The sequence below is a fragment of the Streptomyces sp. NPDC026659 genome, from assembly GCF_040638245.1.
GTDB lineage: Bacteria > Actinomycetota > Actinomycetes > Streptomycetales > Streptomycetaceae > Streptomyces.
Window position 1 is genome coordinate 805,793 of the sequence record NZ_JBEZXY010000002.1, and the last position, 15,765, is coordinate 821,557.

The 15,765-nt window shown below is 69.9% G+C and carries 14 protein-coding genes; 1 reads left to right on the forward strand and 13 read right to left on the reverse strand.

Annotated features, from left to right (window positions below):
* Window positions 1-2: 2 nt before the first annotated feature.
* The 12 genes from nuoL to AB0E91_RS08400 are packed head-to-tail and all read right to left on the reverse strand — an operon-like array spanning window position 3 to window position 12,676.
* Window positions 3-1,898, reverse strand: coding sequence for an NADH-quinone oxidoreductase subunit L (gene nuoL / locus AB0E91_RS08345; RefSeq protein ID WP_361776987.1), 1,896 nt, complete (start codon window positions 1,896-1,898; stop codon window positions 3-5).
* Between the two features lie 15 nt (window positions 1,899-1,913).
* Window positions 1,914-2,213 (reverse strand): NADH-quinone oxidoreductase subunit NuoK, encoded by a 300-nt coding sequence (gene nuoK / locus AB0E91_RS08350; RefSeq protein ID WP_161178696.1) that lies wholly within the window; start codon window positions 2,211-2,213, stop codon window positions 1,914-1,916.
* A complete protein-coding gene (locus AB0E91_RS08355; RefSeq protein ID WP_161178695.1) occupies window positions 2,210-3,040 on the reverse strand; it encodes an NADH-quinone oxidoreductase subunit J in 831 nt (276 codons plus the stop codon). Before AB0E91_RS08355 ends, nuoK begins: the two co-directional genes overlap by 4 nt.
* Window positions 3,037-3,639: an NADH-quinone oxidoreductase subunit NuoI gene (gene nuoI / locus AB0E91_RS08360; RefSeq protein ID WP_361776991.1), complete on the reverse strand. Its 603-nt coding sequence runs from the start codon at window positions 3,637-3,639 to the stop codon at window positions 3,037-3,039. Before nuoI ends, AB0E91_RS08355 begins: the two co-directional genes overlap by 4 nt.
* A complete protein-coding gene (gene nuoH / locus AB0E91_RS08365) occupies window positions 3,632-4,996 on the reverse strand; it encodes an NADH-quinone oxidoreductase subunit NuoH (RefSeq protein ID WP_361776994.1) in 1,365 nt (454 codons plus the stop codon). Before nuoH ends, nuoI begins: the two co-directional genes overlap by 8 nt.
* Entirely contained in the window at window positions 4,993-7,497 is a 2,505-nt protein-coding gene (locus AB0E91_RS08370) for an NADH-quinone oxidoreductase subunit G (RefSeq protein ID WP_361776997.1), read from the reverse strand. Before AB0E91_RS08370 ends, nuoH begins: the two co-directional genes overlap by 4 nt.
* The gene (gene nuoF, locus AB0E91_RS08375; protein WP_361777000.1) at window positions 7,494-8,843 is read right to left on the reverse strand and encodes an NADH-quinone oxidoreductase subunit NuoF; all 1,350 of its coding nucleotides are present in this window, start codon (window positions 8,841-8,843) and stop codon (window positions 7,494-7,496) included. The genes AB0E91_RS08370 and nuoF overlap by 4 nt, the downstream gene beginning before the upstream one ends.
* Window positions 8,840-9,703 (reverse strand): NADH-quinone oxidoreductase subunit NuoE, encoded by an 864-nt coding sequence (gene nuoE / locus AB0E91_RS08380; RefSeq protein ID WP_361777003.1) that lies wholly within the window; start codon window positions 9,701-9,703, stop codon window positions 8,840-8,842. The genes nuoF and nuoE overlap by 4 nt, the downstream gene beginning before the upstream one ends.
* A complete protein-coding gene (locus tag AB0E91_RS08385; protein WP_361777006.1) occupies window positions 9,700-11,022 on the reverse strand; it encodes an NADH-quinone oxidoreductase subunit D in 1,323 nt (440 codons plus the stop codon). The genes nuoE and AB0E91_RS08385 overlap by 4 nt, the downstream gene beginning before the upstream one ends.
* Window positions 11,019-11,753 (reverse strand): NADH-quinone oxidoreductase subunit C, encoded by a 735-nt coding sequence (locus AB0E91_RS08390; protein WP_361777009.1) that lies wholly within the window; start codon window positions 11,751-11,753, stop codon window positions 11,019-11,021. The genes AB0E91_RS08385 and AB0E91_RS08390 overlap by 4 nt, the downstream gene beginning before the upstream one ends.
* Window positions 11,750-12,304, reverse strand: coding sequence for an NADH-quinone oxidoreductase subunit B (locus AB0E91_RS08395; protein ID WP_161181938.1), 555 nt, complete (start codon window positions 12,302-12,304; stop codon window positions 11,750-11,752). Before AB0E91_RS08395 ends, AB0E91_RS08390 begins: the two co-directional genes overlap by 4 nt.
* Before the next feature lie 12 nt (window positions 12,305-12,316).
* The gene (locus AB0E91_RS08400; protein ID WP_018543830.1) at window positions 12,317-12,676 is read right to left on the reverse strand and encodes an NADH-quinone oxidoreductase subunit A; all 360 of its coding nucleotides are present in this window, start codon (window positions 12,674-12,676) and stop codon (window positions 12,317-12,319) included.
* Between the two features lie 719 nt (window positions 12,677-13,395).
* Here AB0E91_RS08400 and AB0E91_RS08405 point away from each other — a divergent pair.
* Entirely contained in the window at window positions 13,396-14,220 is an 825-nt protein-coding gene (locus AB0E91_RS08405) for a C40 family peptidase (RefSeq protein ID WP_361777013.1), read from the forward strand.
* 183 nt (window positions 14,221-14,403) lie between these two features.
* Here the strand turns inward: AB0E91_RS08405 and AB0E91_RS08410 are convergent, their stop codons facing one another.
* A complete protein-coding gene (locus AB0E91_RS08410) occupies window positions 14,404-15,738 on the reverse strand; it encodes a geranylgeranyl reductase family protein (RefSeq protein WP_361777016.1) in 1,335 nt (444 codons plus the stop codon).
* Window positions 15,739-15,765 lie beyond the last annotated feature (27 nt).

Here is a 15,765-nt window from a genome sequence, read left to right on the forward strand (position 1 = left end):
TATCAGACCGCCCTCATCAGCAGGGTCGCGGCGACCAGCAGGGCCGCGCCGCCGAACATCGAGACCGCGTAGGAGCGGGCGAAGCCGTTCTGGACCCGGCGCAGCCGCCCGGACAGGCCGCCGAAACCGGCCGCCGTGCCGTTGACCACGCCGTCCACCAGCGTGTGGTCGACGTAGACCAGGGAGCGCGTCAGGTGCTCGCCGCCGCGTACGAGGACGACGTGGTTGAAGTCGTCCTGGTACAGGTCGCGCCGGGCCGCCCGGGTGAGCAGCGAGCCGCGCGGGGCGAGCGCCGGGACCGGCTTGCGGCCGTACTGCGCCCAGGCCAGGCCCACACCGATCACCAGGCAGACCATGGTGGCGCCGGTGACCGTGAGCGCGCTCAGCGGGGAGTCGCCCTCGGCGTGCCCGGTGACCGGCTCCAGCCAGTGCAGGAAGCGGTCGCCCACGTCGAAGAAGGCACCGCCCGCGACCGAGCCGATGGCCAGCACGATCATCGGGATCGTCATGGTCTTCGGGGACTCGTGCGGGTGGGGCTCGTGGCCTTCTGCGTCGGGCTGCCAGCGCTTCTCCCCGAAGAACGTCATCAGCATCACGCGCGTCATGTAGAACGCGGTGATCGCCGCGCCGAGCAGGGCCGCGCCGCCGAGGATCCAGCCCTCGGTGCCGCCCTTGGCGAAGGCGGCCTCGATGATCTTGTCCTTGGAGAAGAAGCCGGACAGGCCCGGGAAGCCGATGATCGCGAGGTAGCCGAGGCCGAAGGTGACGAAGGTGATCGGCATGTACTTCCGCAGGCCGCCGTACCTGCGCATGTCGACCTCGTCGTTCATGCCGTGCATGACCGAACCGGCGCCGAGGAACAGCCCGGCCTTGAAGAAGCCGTGCGTGACCAGGTGCATGATCGCGAAGACGTAGCCGATGGGGCCGAGGCCCGCCGCGAGGACCATGTAGCCGATCTGCGACATGGTCGACCCGGCCAGCGCCTTCTTGATGTCGTCCTTGGCGCAACCGACGATCGCACCGAAGAGCAGCGTGACCGCGCCGACCACGGTGACCACGAGCTGCGCGTCCGGGGCACCGTTGAAGATCGCGGCGGAGCGGACGATGAGGTAGACGCCCGCGGTCACCATGGTGGCCGCGTGGATGAGGGCCGAGACCGGGGTCGGGCCCTCCATGGCGTCCCCGAGCCAGGACTGCAGCGGCACCTGGGCCGACTTGCCGCACGCGGCGAGCAGCAGCATCAGCGCGATCGCGGTGAGCCTGCCCTCGGAGGCGTCCCCGGCGCGCTCGAAGACCGGTCCGAAGGCGAAGGTGCCGAAGGTGGTGAACATCAGCATGATCGCGATGGACAGGCCCATGTCGCCGACGCGGTTGACCAGGAACGCCTTCTTCGCGGCCGTCGCGGCGCTGGGCTTGTGCTGCCAGAAGCCGATCAGGAGGTACGAGGCGAGGCCGACGCCCTCCCAGCCGACGTACAGCAGCAGGTAGTTGTCGGCGAGGACCAGCAGGAGCATCGCCGCGAGGAACAGGTTGAGGTAGCCGAAGAAGCGGCGGCGCCGCTCGTCGTGCTCCATGTACCCGATGGAGTAGAGGTGGATCAGCGAGCCGACGCCGGTGATCAGCAGGACGAACGTCATCGACAGCTGGTCGAGCCGGAAGGTGATGTCCGCGTGGAAGTCGCCCACCGAGATCCAGGTCCACAAGTGCTGGATCAGCGTGCGGTGTTCGGCGTCCTTGCCGAGCAGCCCGGCGAAGAGGACCAGGCCGATGACGAAGGAGGCGGTGGACAGCAGCGTGCCGATCCAGTGGCCGACGCGGTCCAGGCGCCGGCCACCGAGCAGGAGCACGGCGGCTCCGAGCAGGGGCGCCGCGATGAGCGGCGCGATCAGGTTCTCCACGATTCTTCCGACCCCTTACAGCTTCATCAGGCCGGCGTCGTCGACCGAGGCCGAGTGGCGGGCGCGGAACAGCGACACGATGATCGCGAGGCCGACCACGACCTCCGCCGCGGCGACGACCATCGTGAAGAAGGCGATGATCTGGCCGTCGAGGTTGCCGTGCATCCGGGAGAAGACGACGAACGCGAGGTTGCAGGCGTTGAGCATCAGCTCGACGCACATGAACAGGATGATCGCGTTGCGCCTGATGAGCACGCCGGTCGCGCCGATGGTGAACAACAGGGCCGCGAGATAGAGGTAGTTGACGGGGTTCACTTCGACGCGTCCTCCGTCCGCTTGAGGTTCACCGGTTCGCTCTCCGTGCGCTCCAGGCGGTCCTTCGCGCGCTGTTCGAGTGCCTTGAGGTCACCGAGCGCCCGCGCGGACACGTCCCGCATCTGGCCGCGTGCGCGCAGGGTCGCGCTGACGGTCAGCTCGGAGGGGGTGCCGTCGGGCAGCAGGCCCGCGATGTCGACGGCGTTGTGCCGGGCGTAGACACCGGGGGCGGGCAGCGGGGGCAGGTGCTTGCCGTCGCGGACGCGCTGCTCGGCCAGCTCGCGCTGGGTCTTGGCGCGTTCGGTGCGCTCGCGGTGGGTGAGGACCATGGCGCCGACGGCGGCCGTGATCAGCAGGGCGCCGGTGAGCTCGAAGGCGAAGACGTACTTGGTGAAGATGAGGGCCGCCAGGCCCTGCACGTTGCCGTTCGCGTTCGCCTGGCCGGTGCCCTCGAACTGCTTCAGGGAGGCGTTGGCGATGCCGCCGACGAGCAGGACGCCGAAGCCGAGCCCGCACAGGAGGGCCAGCCAGCGCTGGCCCTTGATGGTCTCCTTCAGCGAGTCCGCCGCCGTCACACCGACGAGCATCACCACGAAGAGGAACAGCATCATGATGGCGCCGGTGTAGACGATGATCTGCACGACGCCCAGGAAATAGGCGCCGTTGGCGAGATAGAACACAGCCAGGATGATCATGGTCCCGGCGAGCGAGAGCGCGCTGTGCACGGCCCGCTTCATCAGGATGGTGCACAGAGCGCCGATCACCGCGACGGTGCCGAGGATCCAGAACTGGACGGCCTCACCGGTGGAGGTCGTGTAGGCGTTCACGCCTCCACCTCCTCGTCCTCGGGCTTCTCTCCCTTGGAGGTGGCCACCTGGCGGACCGTGTCGGGGGCGGCCTCGGTCACCAGCCCCCGGTAGTAGTCCTGTTCGTCCGTGCCCGGGAAGATCGCGTGCGGGGAGTCGACCATCCCCTCCTCCAGACCGGCGAGCAACTGCTCCTTGGTGTAGATGAGGTTGGCGCGGCTGGAGTCGGCCAGTTCGAACTCGTTGGTCATCGTCAGCGCGCGCGTGGGGCACGCCTCGATGCACAGCCCGCACAGGATGCAGCGGGCGTAGTTGATCTGGTAGACGCGGCCGTACCGCTCGCCCGGGGAGTAGCGCTCCTCGTCGGTGTTGTCGGCGCCCTCCACGTAGATGGCGTCCGCCGGGCAGGCCCAGGCGCACAGTTCGCAGCCGACGCACTTCTCCAGGCCGTCCGGATGGCGGTTGAGCTGGTGCCGTCCGTGGAAGCGGGGAGCGGTGGTCTTCTTCTGCTCCGGGTACTGCTCGGTGAGCCGCTTCTTGAACATGGCCTTGAAGGTCACGGCGAAGCCGGCCACGGGGTTCTGGAAACCGGGTGCGGTCTCCTTCGGCTCCTCAGCCATCGGACGCCTCCTTTCCATCCGTGGTTCCGTCACTGACAGTGTCCGGCCCACCACTGACAATCAGCTCCCGCTCGGCGCGGCGCGGACGGCGCCTGGGCACCGGCGGCAGTTCCTGGCCGGGCAGCGGCGGGACGGGGAAGCCGCCCGCCAGGGGGTCGAACGCGGGCCGCTCGACCGGGGGTTCGGCGCTCTTCGCCTTCTCGCGGAACAGGTCGGCGACGAAGGAGAGCAGCAGCAGGGCGAGCACCCCGCCGCCGACGTAGAGGGCGATGTCGGCGAAGCCGTAGTTCTCGTTGCGCAGGACCCGGACGGTGGCGACGAGCATCAGCCAGACCACCGAGACCGGGATGAGGACCTTCCAGCCGAGCTTCATCAGCTGGTCGTAGCGGACGCGGGGCAGTGTGCCGCGCAGCCAGATGAAGAAGAACAGCAGCAGCTGGACCTTGATGACGAACCAGAGCATCGGCCACCAGCCGTGGTTGGCGCCCTCCCAGAAGGTGCTGATGGGCCAGGGGGCCCGCCAGCCGCCGAGGAAGAGGGTGGCCGAGACGGCCGAGACCGTCACCATGTTCATGTACTCGGCGAGCATGAACAGCGCGAACTTGATGGACGAGTACTCGGTGTTGAACCCGCCGACCAGGTCGCCCTCGGACTCCGGCATGTCGAAGGGGGCGCGGTTGGTCTCTCCCACCATGGTGACGATGTAGAGGATGAAGGAGACCGGCAGGAGCAGGATGTACCAGCGGTCGTGCTGCTGCTCCACGATCGTCGAGGTCGACATGGAGCCCGAGTAGAGGAACACCGAGGCGAACGCGGCGCCCATGGCGATCTCGTACGAGATCATCTGCGCGCAACTGCGCAGGCCGCCCAGGAGCGGATAGGTGGAGCCGGAGCTCCAGCCCGCGAGGACGATGCCGTAGATGCCGACGGAGGCGACCGCGAGGATGTAGAGCATCGCGATCGGCAGGTCGGTGAGCTGCATGGTGGTGCGGTGGCCGAAGATCGAGATCTCGTTGTCGGCGGGGCCGAACGGGATCACCGCGATCGCCATGCAGGCCGGGACGGTCGCGACGATCGGTGCGAGGACGTAGACCAGCTTGTCCGCGCGTTTGACGACCACGTCCTCCTTGAGCATGAGCTTCACGCCGTCGGCGAGCGACTGGAGCATGCCCCAGGGGCCGTGCCGGTTGGGGCCGATGCGCAGCTGCATCCAGGCGACGACCTTGCGCTCCCAGACGATGGAGAGCAGCACGGTCAGCATCAGGAACGCGAAGCAGAACACGGCCTTGACGACGACCAGCCACCAGGGGTCGTGGCCGAACAGCGAGAGGTCTTCGGCGGCGAGGAACGGGCTCATCCTCGGTCCTCCTTGAGGTCCTGGCCGTCGGACACCGCCGGGCCGATACGGACGAGGGAGCCGGGCCGCGCCCCGGTGTCGGAGGCGACGCCCGCGCCGGTGGAGTCCAGCGGGAGCCAGACCACCCGGTCGGGCATCTCCGTGACCAGGAGCGGGAGTTCGGTGGTTCCGGCCGGGCCGGTCACGGCGAGCGGGGCGCCGTCCTCGACGCCCGCCTCGGCGGCCGTCGCGGCCGACACGCGCGCGTACGCCGCGTGCCGGGTGCCGGCGAGCGCGTCGTCGCCCTGCTGGAGGACGCCGAGGTCGAGCAGGAGCCGGTGCCCGGCGAGCACGGCCTCTCCGGCGGCCGGGCGGGGCAGCACCCCGCCGGTGGCCAGCGGGTCGGCGGCCGGGGAGCCGTTCCAGGCGCCGAGCCGGTCGATCTCCGCGCGCGTGGTGCGCAGATCGGGCAGGCCCAGATGGACGTCCATGGCGTCGGCCAGCATCTGGAGCACCCGGCCGTCGGTCGGGGCGAGGCGGCGGGTCATCTGGTCGGGCTTGAGCGCGGCCTCGAAGAAGCGCACCCTGCCCTCCCAGTTGAGGAAGGTGCCGCCCTTCTCGGCCACCGCCGCGACCGGCAGGACCACGTCGGCGCGCTCGGTGACCTCGCTGGGCCGCAGCTCCAGCGAGACCAGGAAGCCGACCGCGTCGAGCGCTTCCCGCGCGCGGGCCGGGTCGGGCAGGTCGTCGATCTCCACCCCGGCCACGAGCAGCGCGGACAGCTCGCCGGTCGCGGCGCCCTCCACGATCTGCTGGGTGTCGCGGCCGTGGCGGCCCGGCAGTTCGGCCAGGCCCCAGACGGCGGCGACCTCCTCCCGTGCGCGCGGGTCGGTCGCCGGGCGGCCGCCCGGCAGCAGCGAGGGCAGCGCGCCCGCCTCGACGGCGCCCCGCTCCCCCGCCCGGCGCGGAATCCACACCAGTCGCGCCCCGGTCGCGGTCGCCGCGCGCACGGCGGCGGTCAGACCGCCCTCCACGCCCGCGAGCCGCTCCCCCACGACGATCACCGCGCCGTCGGCGCGCAGCGCCCCGGCGGCCTCGGTGCCGGGCGCCTCCAGGCCGGTGCCGCTCGCGAGGGCGTCCAGCCACTCGGGCTCGGTGCCGGGGGCGGCGGGGAGCAGGGTGCCGCCCGCCTTCTCCAGGCCCCGGGTGGTGTGGGTGGCCAGCGAGAACACCTTCTGGCCGTGCTTGCGCCAGGCCTTGCGCAGCCGCAGGAAGACGCCGGGCGCCTCCTCCTCGGCCTCGAAGCCGACCAGCAGCACGGCGGGCGCCTGCTCCAGGGCGGTGTACGTGACCCCCGTACCGTCGAGGTCGCGGCCCCGGCCCGCCACCCGGGCGGCCAGGAAGTCGGCCTCCTCGCCGCTGTGCACGCGGGCGCGGAAGTCGATGTCGTTGGTGTCGAGCGCCACGCGCGCGAACTTGCTGTACGCGTAGGCGTCCTCGACGGTGAGCCGTCCGCCGGTCAGCACACCGGCGCGGGAGCGGGCGGCGCCGAGCCCGCGCGCGGCCACGTCCAGCGCCTCCGGCCAGGAGGCGGGCTCCAGGACGCCGTCGGCGTTGCGGACCAGCGGGGTGTCGAGCCGGTCCCGCTGCTGCGCGTAGCGGAACGCGAAGCGCCCCTTGTCGCAGATCCACTCCTCGTTGACCTCGGGGTCGTCGGCCGCGAGGCGCCGCATGACCTTGCCGCGCCGGTGGTCGGTGCGGGTGGCGCAGCCGCCGGAGCAGTGCTCGCACACCGACGGCGAGGAGATCAGGTCGAAGGGGCGGGAGCGGAACCGGTACGCCGCCGAGGTGAGCGCGCCGACCGGGCAGATCTGGATGGTGTTGCCGGAGAAGTACGACTCGAAGGGGTCGCCCTCGCCGGTGCCGACCTGCTGGAGCGCGCCGCGCTCGATCAGCTCGATCATCGGGTCGCCCGCGACCTGGTTGGAGAAGCGGGTGCAGCGCGCGCACAGCACACACCGCTCGCGGTCGAGCAGTACCTGGGTGGAGATGGCGAGCGGCTTGGGGTAGGTGCGCTTGCGGCCCTCGAAGCGGGAGTCGGCGTTGCCGTGCGACATCGCCTGGTTCTGCAGCGGGCACTCGCCGCCCTTGTCGCAGACCGGGCAGTCCAGCGGGTGGTTGATGAGCAGCAGCTCCATCACACCCTTCTGGGCCTTCTCCGCGACCGGCGAGGTGAGCTGGGTGCGCACCACCATGCCGTCGGTGCAGGTGATGGTGCAGGAGGCCATCGGCTTGCGCTGGCCCTCCACCTCCACGATGCACTGGCGGCAGGCGCCGGCCGGGGCGAGCAGCGGGTGGTCGCAGAAGCGCGGGATCTCGATGCCGAGCTGTTCGGCGGCCCGGATGACCAGGGTGCCCTTGGGCACGCTGATCTCGATGCCGTCGATCGTCAGCGTGACGAGGTCCTCCGGCGGGACCGCCGCGCCTCCCCCGCCCATGGGCGCATTGGTGGTCACGGTCATGCGTTCACCTCCGGGCGGTCCGCCCAGGCCGTCGACTTGGCCGGGTCGAAGGGGCAGCCCCGGCCCGTGATGTGCTGCTCGTACTCCTCGCGGAAGTACTTCAGCGAGGAGAAGATCGGGGATGCCGCGCCGTCGCCGAGGGCGCAGAACGACTTGCCGTTGATGTTGTCGGCGATGTCGTTCAGCTTGTCGAGGTCGGACATCACGCCCTTGCCCGCCTCGATGTCCCGCATCAACTGCACGAGCCAGTACGTCCCTTCGCGGCAGGGCGTGCACTTGCCGCAGGACTCGTGGGCGTAGAACTCGGTCCAGCGGGTGACGGCCCGCACCACGCAGGTGGTCTCGTCGAAGCACTGGAGCGCCTTGGTGCCGAGCATGGAACCGGCGGCGGCGACGCCCTCGTAGTCGAGGGGGACGTCCAGGTGTTCGTCGGTGAACATCGGGGTGGAGGAGCCGCCCGGCGTCCAGAACTTCAGCCGGTGGCCGGGCCGCATCCCGCCGCTCATGTCGAGCAGCTGGCGCAGGGTGATGCCGAGCGGGGCCTCGTACTGGCCGGGGCTCGCGACATGGCCGCTGAGCGAGTAGAGCGTGAAGCCGGGGGACTTCTCGCTGCCCATGGAGCGGAACCAGTCCTTGCCGTGCTGGAGGATCGCGGGAACCGACGCGATGGACTCCACGTTGTTCACGACAGTGGGGCAGGCGTACAGACCCTCGACGGCCGGGAAGGGCGGACGCAGCCGGGGCTGGCCGCGGCGCCCTTCGAGCGAGTCGAGCAGCGCGGTCTCCTCGCCGCAGATGTAGGCGCCCGCGCCCGCGTGCACGGTGAGTTCGAGGTCGAGGCCGGTGCCGAGGATGTTCTCGCCGAGGAACCCGGCGGCGTACGCCTCGCGGACGGCCTCGTGCAGCCTGCGCAGGACGGGGACGGCCTCGCCGCGCAGATAGATGAAGGCGTGCGTGGAGCGGATCGCGTAGCAGGCGATCACGATGCCCTCGATGAGGCTGTGCGGGTTGGCGTAGAGAAGGGGGATGTCCTTGCAGGTGCCGGGCTCGGACTCGTCGGCGTTGACGACGAGGTAGTGCGGCTTGCCGTCGCCCTGCGGGATGAACTGCCACTTCATGCCGGTCGGGAATCCGGCGCCGCCGCGGCCGCGCAGTCCGGACTCCTTGACGTAGGCGATCAGGTCGTCCGGGGACATCGCGAGCGCCTTGCGCAGGCCCTCGTAGCCCTCGTGGCGCCGGTAGACGTCGAGCGACCAGGAGCGGTCCTCGTCCCAGAAGGCCGACAGCACGGGGGCCAGCAGCTTCTCGGGGCTGGTGTCCTTGAGGTCGGGTGCCACGGTCATCACTCCCCCTCCTCTGCGGTCGGGCCCGCCGGATGCGCAGGGTCGGAGGCCGAGGTGTCCTGCGGCGCGTCGTGCGAGCCGAGGTGCTCGGTGGGCGAGGGGTCGTGGACCGGCTCCTCCTCGTGCGGTCCGCCGTCGCGCGGGTGGACCACGCGCGCGGGGTGCGTCTCGCCCTTGGCGAGGCGGAGCCCCACCAGGGAGGCGGGGCCCGCGCTGCCGCCCTCGGCGACGGCGCCGGGGCGCTCGTCGGGGAAGCCGGCCAGGATGCGGGCGGTCTCCTTGAAGGTGCACAGGCGCGCGCCGCGCGTCGGCTCGACGGGCTGCCCCGAGCGCAGGTCGTCGACGAGGCGGGTGGCGCTGGCCGGGGTCTGGTTGTCGAAGAACTCCCAGTTGACCATCACGACCGGCGCGAAGTCGCAGGCCGCGTTGCACTCGATGTGCTCCAGGGTGACCTTGCCGTCCCCGGTGGTCTCGCCGTTGCCGACGCCCAGGTGCTCCTGGAGGGTCTCGAAGATGGCGTCGCCGCCCATGACCGCGCACAGGGTGTTGGTGCAGACGCCCACCTGGTAGTCGCCGGAGGGGCGGCGCCGGTACATCGTGTAGAAGGTGGCCACGGCGGTGACCTCGGCCGTGGTGAGGCCCAGCATGTCCGCGCAGAACCGCATCCCGGTGCGCGTGACGTAACCCTCCTCGGACTGCACGAGGTGGAGCAGGGGCAGCAGGGCGGACCGGGAGTCCGGATAGCGCGCGATCACCTCGCGCGCGTCCCGCTCCAGCCGGGCCCGGACGTCGTCCGGGTAGGCGGGCGGGGGCAGCTCGGGCATCCCGAGGCCGACGCCCCGCTCGGAGGAAGAGGTGGTCACCGGTCGACGCCTCCCATCACGGGGTCGATGGAGGCCACGGCGACGATCACGTCGGCGACCTGGCCGCCCTCGCACATCGCCGCCATGGCCTGAAGGTTGGTGAAGGACGGGTCGCGGAAGTGGACCCGGTAGGGGCGGGTGCCGCCGTCGGAGACGGCGTGCACGCCGAGCTCGCCCTTGGGGGACTCGACGGCCGCGTAGGCCTGGCCGGGCGGGACCCGGAAGCCCTCGGTGACCAGCTTGAAGTGGTGGATCAGGGCCTCCATGGAGGTGCCCATGATCTTCTTGATGTGGTCGAGGGAGTTGCCGAGTCCGTCCGGCCCGAGCGCGAGCTGCGCGGGCCAGGCGATCTTCTTGTCGGCGACCATGACGGGCCCGGGCTGCAGCCGGTCCAGGCACTGCTCGACGATCCCGAGCGACTGGCGCATCTCCTCCAGACGGATGAGGAAGCGGCCGTAGGAGTCGCAGGTGTCGGCGGTCGGCACCTCGAAGTCGTACGTCTCGTAGCCGCAGTACGGCTGGGCCTTGCGCAGGTCGTGCGGAAGGCCGGTGGAGCGCAGGATCGGGCCGGTGGCGCCGAGTGCCATGCAGCCGGCCAGGTCGAGATGGCCGACGTCCTGCATGCGGGCCTTGAAGATGGGGTTCCCGGTGGCGAGCTTGTCGTACTCGGGGAGGTTCTTCCTCATCGTCTTGACGAACTCGCGGATGCGGTCGACCGCGCCGGGGGGCAGGTCCTGGGCGAGTCCGCCGGGGCGGATGTAGGCGTGGTTCATCCGCAGGCCGGTGATCAGCTCGTAGAGGTCGAGGATCATCTCCCGGTCACGGAAGCCGTAGATCATGATGGTGGTGGAGCCGAGCTCCATGCCGCCGGTGGCGATGCACACCAGGTGCGAGGAGAGCCGGTTCAGCTCCATGAGGAGCACCCGGATGATGCTCGCCCGCTCGCTGATCTGGTCCTCGATGCCGAGGAGCTTCTCGACGGCGAGGCAGTAGGCGGTCTCGTTGAAGAAGGACGTCAGGTAGTCCATGCGCGTGACGAAGGTGGTGCCCTGCGTCCACGTGCGGAACTCGAGGTTCTTCTCGATGCCGGTGTGCAGATAGCCGATGCCGCAGCGGGCCTCGGTGACCGTCTCGCCCTCGATCTCCAGGATGAGGCGGAGCACTCCATGGGTGGACGGGTGCTGCGGACCCATGTTGACGACGATGCGTTCGTCGTCGGCCTTGGCCGCGGACTGGACGACCTCGTCCCAGTCGCCACCGGTGACCGTGTAGACGGTTCCCTCGGTGGTCTCGCGGCCGGATACGGGGGGAGTGCTCACGAGTACGACCTCCGCTGGTCCGGAGCCGGGATCTGGGCGCCCTTGTACTCGACGGCGATGCCGCCGAGGGGGTAGTCCTTGCGCTGCGGGTGGCCCTGCCAGTCGTCCGGCATCATGATCCGGGTCAGGGCCGGGTGACCGTCGAAGACGATCCCGAAGAAGTCCCAGGTCTCGCGCTCGTGCCAGTCGTTGGTCGGGTAGACGGGGACCAGGGACGGGATGTGCCGGTCCTCGTCGGAGACGGAGACCTCCAGGCGGATCAGCCTGTTGTGGGTGATCGAGCGCAGGTGGTAGACGGCGTGCAGCTCGCGGCCCTTGTCGTGCGGGTAGTGGACGCCGCTGACGCCGGTGCACAGCTCGAAGCGGAGCGCCGGGTCGTCGCGCAGGGTGCGGGCGACGCGGACCAGGTGCTCGCGCTCGATGTGGAAGGTGAGTTCGTCGCGGTCGACGACCGTCTTCTCGATGGCGTTCTCGGGGAGCAGTCCCTGTTCCTCCAGGGCGCCCTCCAGTTCGTCGGCGACCTCGTCGAACCAGCCGCCGTAGGGCCGGGCCGCCGGTCCCGGGAGCCGGACCGAGCGGACCAGGCCGCCGTAACCGGAGGTGTCGCCGCCGTTGTTGGCGCCGAACATGCCGCGCTGGACGCGGATCTCCTCGCCACCCCGGCCGCGCTGGCCGGGGAGGTTGGAGGCCGAGAGGTCCTTCTCGGGGTTGGTGCCCTCTGCGTCGCTCACCGCAGCAGCCCCTTCATCTCGATCGTGGGCAGGGCCTGGAGCGCGGCTTCCTCCGCCTCGCGGGCGGCTTCCTCGGCGTTGACGCCGAGCTTTCCGCCCTGGATCTTCTGGTGGAGCTTGAGGATCGCGTCGATCAGCATCTCCGGGCGGGGCGGGCAGCCGGGCAGATAGATGTCGACCGGGACGATGTGGTCGACGCCCTGGACGATCGCGTAGTTGTTGAACATGCCGCCCGAGGAGGCGCAGACGCCCATGGAGATCACCCACTTGGGGCTGGGCATCTGGTCGTAGACCTGGCGCAGCACCGGCGCCATCTTCTGGCTGACCCGGCCCGCGACGATCATCAGGTCGGCCTGGCGCGGCGAGCCGCGGAAGACCTCCATGCCGAAGCGGGCGAGGTCGTAGCGTCCGGCTCCCGTGGTCATCATCTCGATGGCGCAGCAGGCCAGTCCGAAGGTGGCCGGGAAGACGGACGCCTTGCGCACCCACCCCGCGGCCTGCTCGACGGTGGTCAGCAGGAAGCCGCTCGGCAGCTTTTCTTCGAGTCCCATGTCTATGGCCCCTCAGTCCCATTCCAGGCCGCCGCGCCGCCATACGTACGCGTACGCGACGAAGACGGTGAGCACGAAGAGCAGCATCTCCACGAGCCCGAAGACCCCGAGCGCGTCGAAGGTGACGGCCCAGGGGTAGAGGAAGACGATCTCGATGTCGAAGACGATGAAGAGCATCGCCGTCAGGTAGTACTTGATGGGGAAGCGCCCGCCGCCGGCCGGCGTGGGGGTCGGCTCGATGCCGCACTCGTAGGCTTCCAGCTTCGCGCGGTTGTAGCGCTTCGGGCCGATCAGCGCGGCCATGATCACGGAGAAGATCGCAAAGCCTGCCCCGAGGGCTCCCAGTACGAGGATGGGCGCATACGCGTTCACCGCTCCTCGCTCCTCTCAGTCGGCATTGACTGGTGGCGGTTGGTTCGATGGTTCGGGGCCCGCTTCCGCCGCACGCGTCCCATGAACCCCACCTGTCCCGGCGAAGATCGAGAACATGTGAAGCAGGTCACAAGCCCAACTGCTCCGCATCTTATGCCCGACGCTCTGTGATCTGCGACACGGGGTATTGCACGAGCTTTGTGATCTCCACCACCTGACGAAGGATCATGAAGTCGGATGATGGGTGATCTTCGCACGCGAAGCGTTCAGTTGATCACCAGAAGTGACAATCTCGCCTGTTACCGCAGGTCCGAGGGGGCGTCTCCATATCAAGAGAGTTCCCGTACATGCAAATTGGTGCTGGACCGGGTGGGGTGCTAGGGATGCGCGTTCACACGTCGGAGCGACGTGGGCGATACGAGGTGGACGCGATGTCGCACGTGCGCGCGTTCACGAGCCGGTTTCGTGACCTCCGTCACGTCGGTAGTGATCATTCCGTAACCGGGCTTGGCCAACCACCCCAACCGGTGGTAGGCCGGGGGCAATTCGGACGTAATGATCAAAGACCGTGATCAACGGGCCTATGGCAGGCGTCCGCAATGTCCGTTACGGCGTCAATAAAGAGTGACGCGAAAGGTTTTCGGGGCCTCCGTTGAACAATTGTGGCGCAGCACACGTTTCTTGAAGATATGAAGGAGCCCCTGGTACCGGTTGTTCCCATGTCCCACACCGCTCACATACGCAGCCACCGGAAGCCCCGCCGCAGCGCGTCGTCGATCGCCGTGCGCTCCGGTGCCGCCGTCGGCGTCCTCAGCACCCTGGCGGTCGGAGCGGCCGGCTACGCGAACGCGGCCGACGCCGCGCCCGCGACGCAGACGCTCGAACTCCCCACCCTGACGGCCGACGTGGCCTCCCAGGTCGCCCAGTCCGCCGACGCCACCCAGCAGGCGGCCGCCAACTACGAGCTGCAGGCCGAGCGTGACGCGGCCGCGGCCAACGCCGCCAAGCAGGCCAAGGCGGACCTCGCCGACGCCAAGCAGAAGGCCGAGGCGAAGAAGAAGGCGCAGGAGGAGGCCCGCAAGGAGGCCGCCGCCCGCGCCACCCGCAACGCCGAGCGCACGGTGCTCACCGCCTCCGCGTCCGGCAGCAGCGCCGACGCGAGCACCATCACCGGGTCGTCCTCGGCGACGGGTTCGGCCGCCGCGATCATCAACTTCGTCAAGGCCCAGGTCGGCAAGGCGTACGTCTCCGGCGCCACCGGCCCCTCGGCCTACGACTGCTCGGGCCTCGTGCAGACCGCCTTCAAGCAGGTCGGCGTCAGCCTCCCCCGCGTCTCCCAGGACCAGTCCACCGCGGGCACCCAGGTCTCCCTGAGCAACCTTCAGCCCGGCGACATCCTCTACTGGGGCAGCGCGGGCAGCGCGTACCACGTGGCGGTCTACGTCGGCGACGGCATGTTCGTCGGCGCCCAGAACCCCTCCACGGGCGTCGCGGAGAAGCCGCTCTCCTACGACCCGCCGTCGGGCGCCGTCCGGGTCCTCTGACCTCACCGGCACGTTTTCACGAAGGGCCGCTGCCACGCGGGGGGGGCAGCGGCCTTCGTGCGTCTCCTGCGGCCCTCCGCGGCCTGGCGGGTGCCGGTTCGTCGTGGCTTGTCGCGGCAGGCCGCGGCCCGGCGGGACGAGGTTGTCGCGCCGGGCCGGGGGAGAGCGGGAGTTGGGGGAGCGTCAGGCCTTCGGGGCCACCTTCGTCAGGCCGTTGATGACGCGGTCCATCGCGTCGCCGCCCGTGGGGTCGGTGAGGTTCGCCAGGAGCTTGAGGACGAACTTCATCAGCATCGGGTGGGTCAGGCCGCGCTGGGCGCCGATCTGCATGACCTTGGGGTTGCCGATGAGCTTCACGAAGGCGCGGCCGAGGGTGTAGTAGCCGCCGTAGGTGTCCTTGAGGACCTGCGGGTAGCGCTGGAGGGCGATCTCGCGCTGGGCCGGGGTCGCGCGGGCGTGCGCCTGGACGATGACGTCGGCGGCGAGCTGGCCGGACTCCATGGCGTAGGCGATGCCCTCGCCGTTGAAGGGGTTCACCAGGCCGCCGGCGTCACCGACGAGCAGCAGGCCGCGCGTGTAGTGCGGCTTGCGGTTGAAGGCCATGGGCAGGGCCGCGCCGCGGATCGGGCCGGTCATGTTCTCCGGGGTGTAGCCCCAGTCCTCCGGCATGGACGCGCACCAGGCCTTCAGCACCTCGCGCCAGTCCAGCTCCTTGAAGGAGTCCGAGGTGTTGAGCACGCCGAGGCCCACGTTGGACGTGCCGTCGCCCATGCCGAAGATCCAGCCGTAGCCCGGCAGCAGCCGGTCCTGCGCGCCCCGGCGGTCCCACAGCTCCAGCCAGGACTCCAGGTAGTCGTCCTCGTGGCGCGGCGAGTTGAAGTACGTGCGCACCGCCACGCCCATCGGACGGTCCTCCCGGCGGTGCAGCCCCATCGCGACCGAAAGGCGCGTGGAGTTGCCGTCGGCGGCCACGACGAGCGGCGCGTGGAAGGTGGCCTCGCGCTTCTCCTCGCCCAGCTTGGCCGTCACGCCCGTGATCCGGCCCGTACGGTCGTCCAGGACCGGCCCGGTGACGTTGCAGCGCTCGTACAGCCGCGCGCCCGCCTTCTGCGCGTTGCGCGCCAGCTGCTCGTCGAAGTCGTCGCGCTTGCGCACCAGTCCGTAGTTCGGGTACGACGCGAGATCCGGCCAGTCGAGCTGCAGCCGGGAGCCGCCGCCGATGATGCGCAGACCCTTGTTGCGCAGCCAGCCGGCCTCCTCGGAGATGTCGATGCCCATGGCGACGAGCTGCTTCACCGCGCGCGGGGTGAGGCCGTCGCCGCACACCTTCTCGCGCGGGAACTCGGTCTTCTCCAGCAGGAGTACGTCGAGTCCGGCCCGTGCGAGGTGGTACGCGGTGGAGGCGCCGGCTGGGCCCGCGCCCACGACGATCACGTCGGCGGAGTGGTCGGAGAGGGGCTCGGTCACGGCGGGATCTCCCCAAGGTTCGGAATCTTCGTGCCGACCGGCACTGGACATGGGCAGTCTATTCAGCAGAATTGATCA

Coding starts and splice junctions, on each gene's coding strand:
- nuoI (WP_361776991.1), bottom strand. CDS start 3,639: ATGGCTGAGGAGCCGAAGGAGACCGCACCCGGTTTCCAGAACCCCGTG.
- nuoH (WP_361776994.1), bottom strand. CDS start 4,996: ATGAGCCCGTTCCTCGCCGCCGAAGACCTCTCGCTGTTCGGCCACGAC.
- AB0E91_RS08370 (WP_361776997.1), bottom strand. CDS start 7,497: ATGACCGTGACCACCAATGCGCCCATGGGCGGGGGAGGCGCGGCGGTC.
- AB0E91_RS08395 (WP_161181938.1), bottom strand. CDS start 12,304: ATGGGACTCGAAGAAAAGCTGCCGAGCGGCTTCCTGCTGACCACCGTC.
- AB0E91_RS08405 (WP_361777013.1), top strand. CDS start 13,396: ATGTCCCACACCGCTCACATACGCAGCCACCGGAAGCCCCGCCGCAGC.
- AB0E91_RS08410 (WP_361777016.1), bottom strand. CDS start 15,738: ATGTCCAGTGCCGGTCGGCACGAAGATTCCGAACCTTGGGGAGATCCC.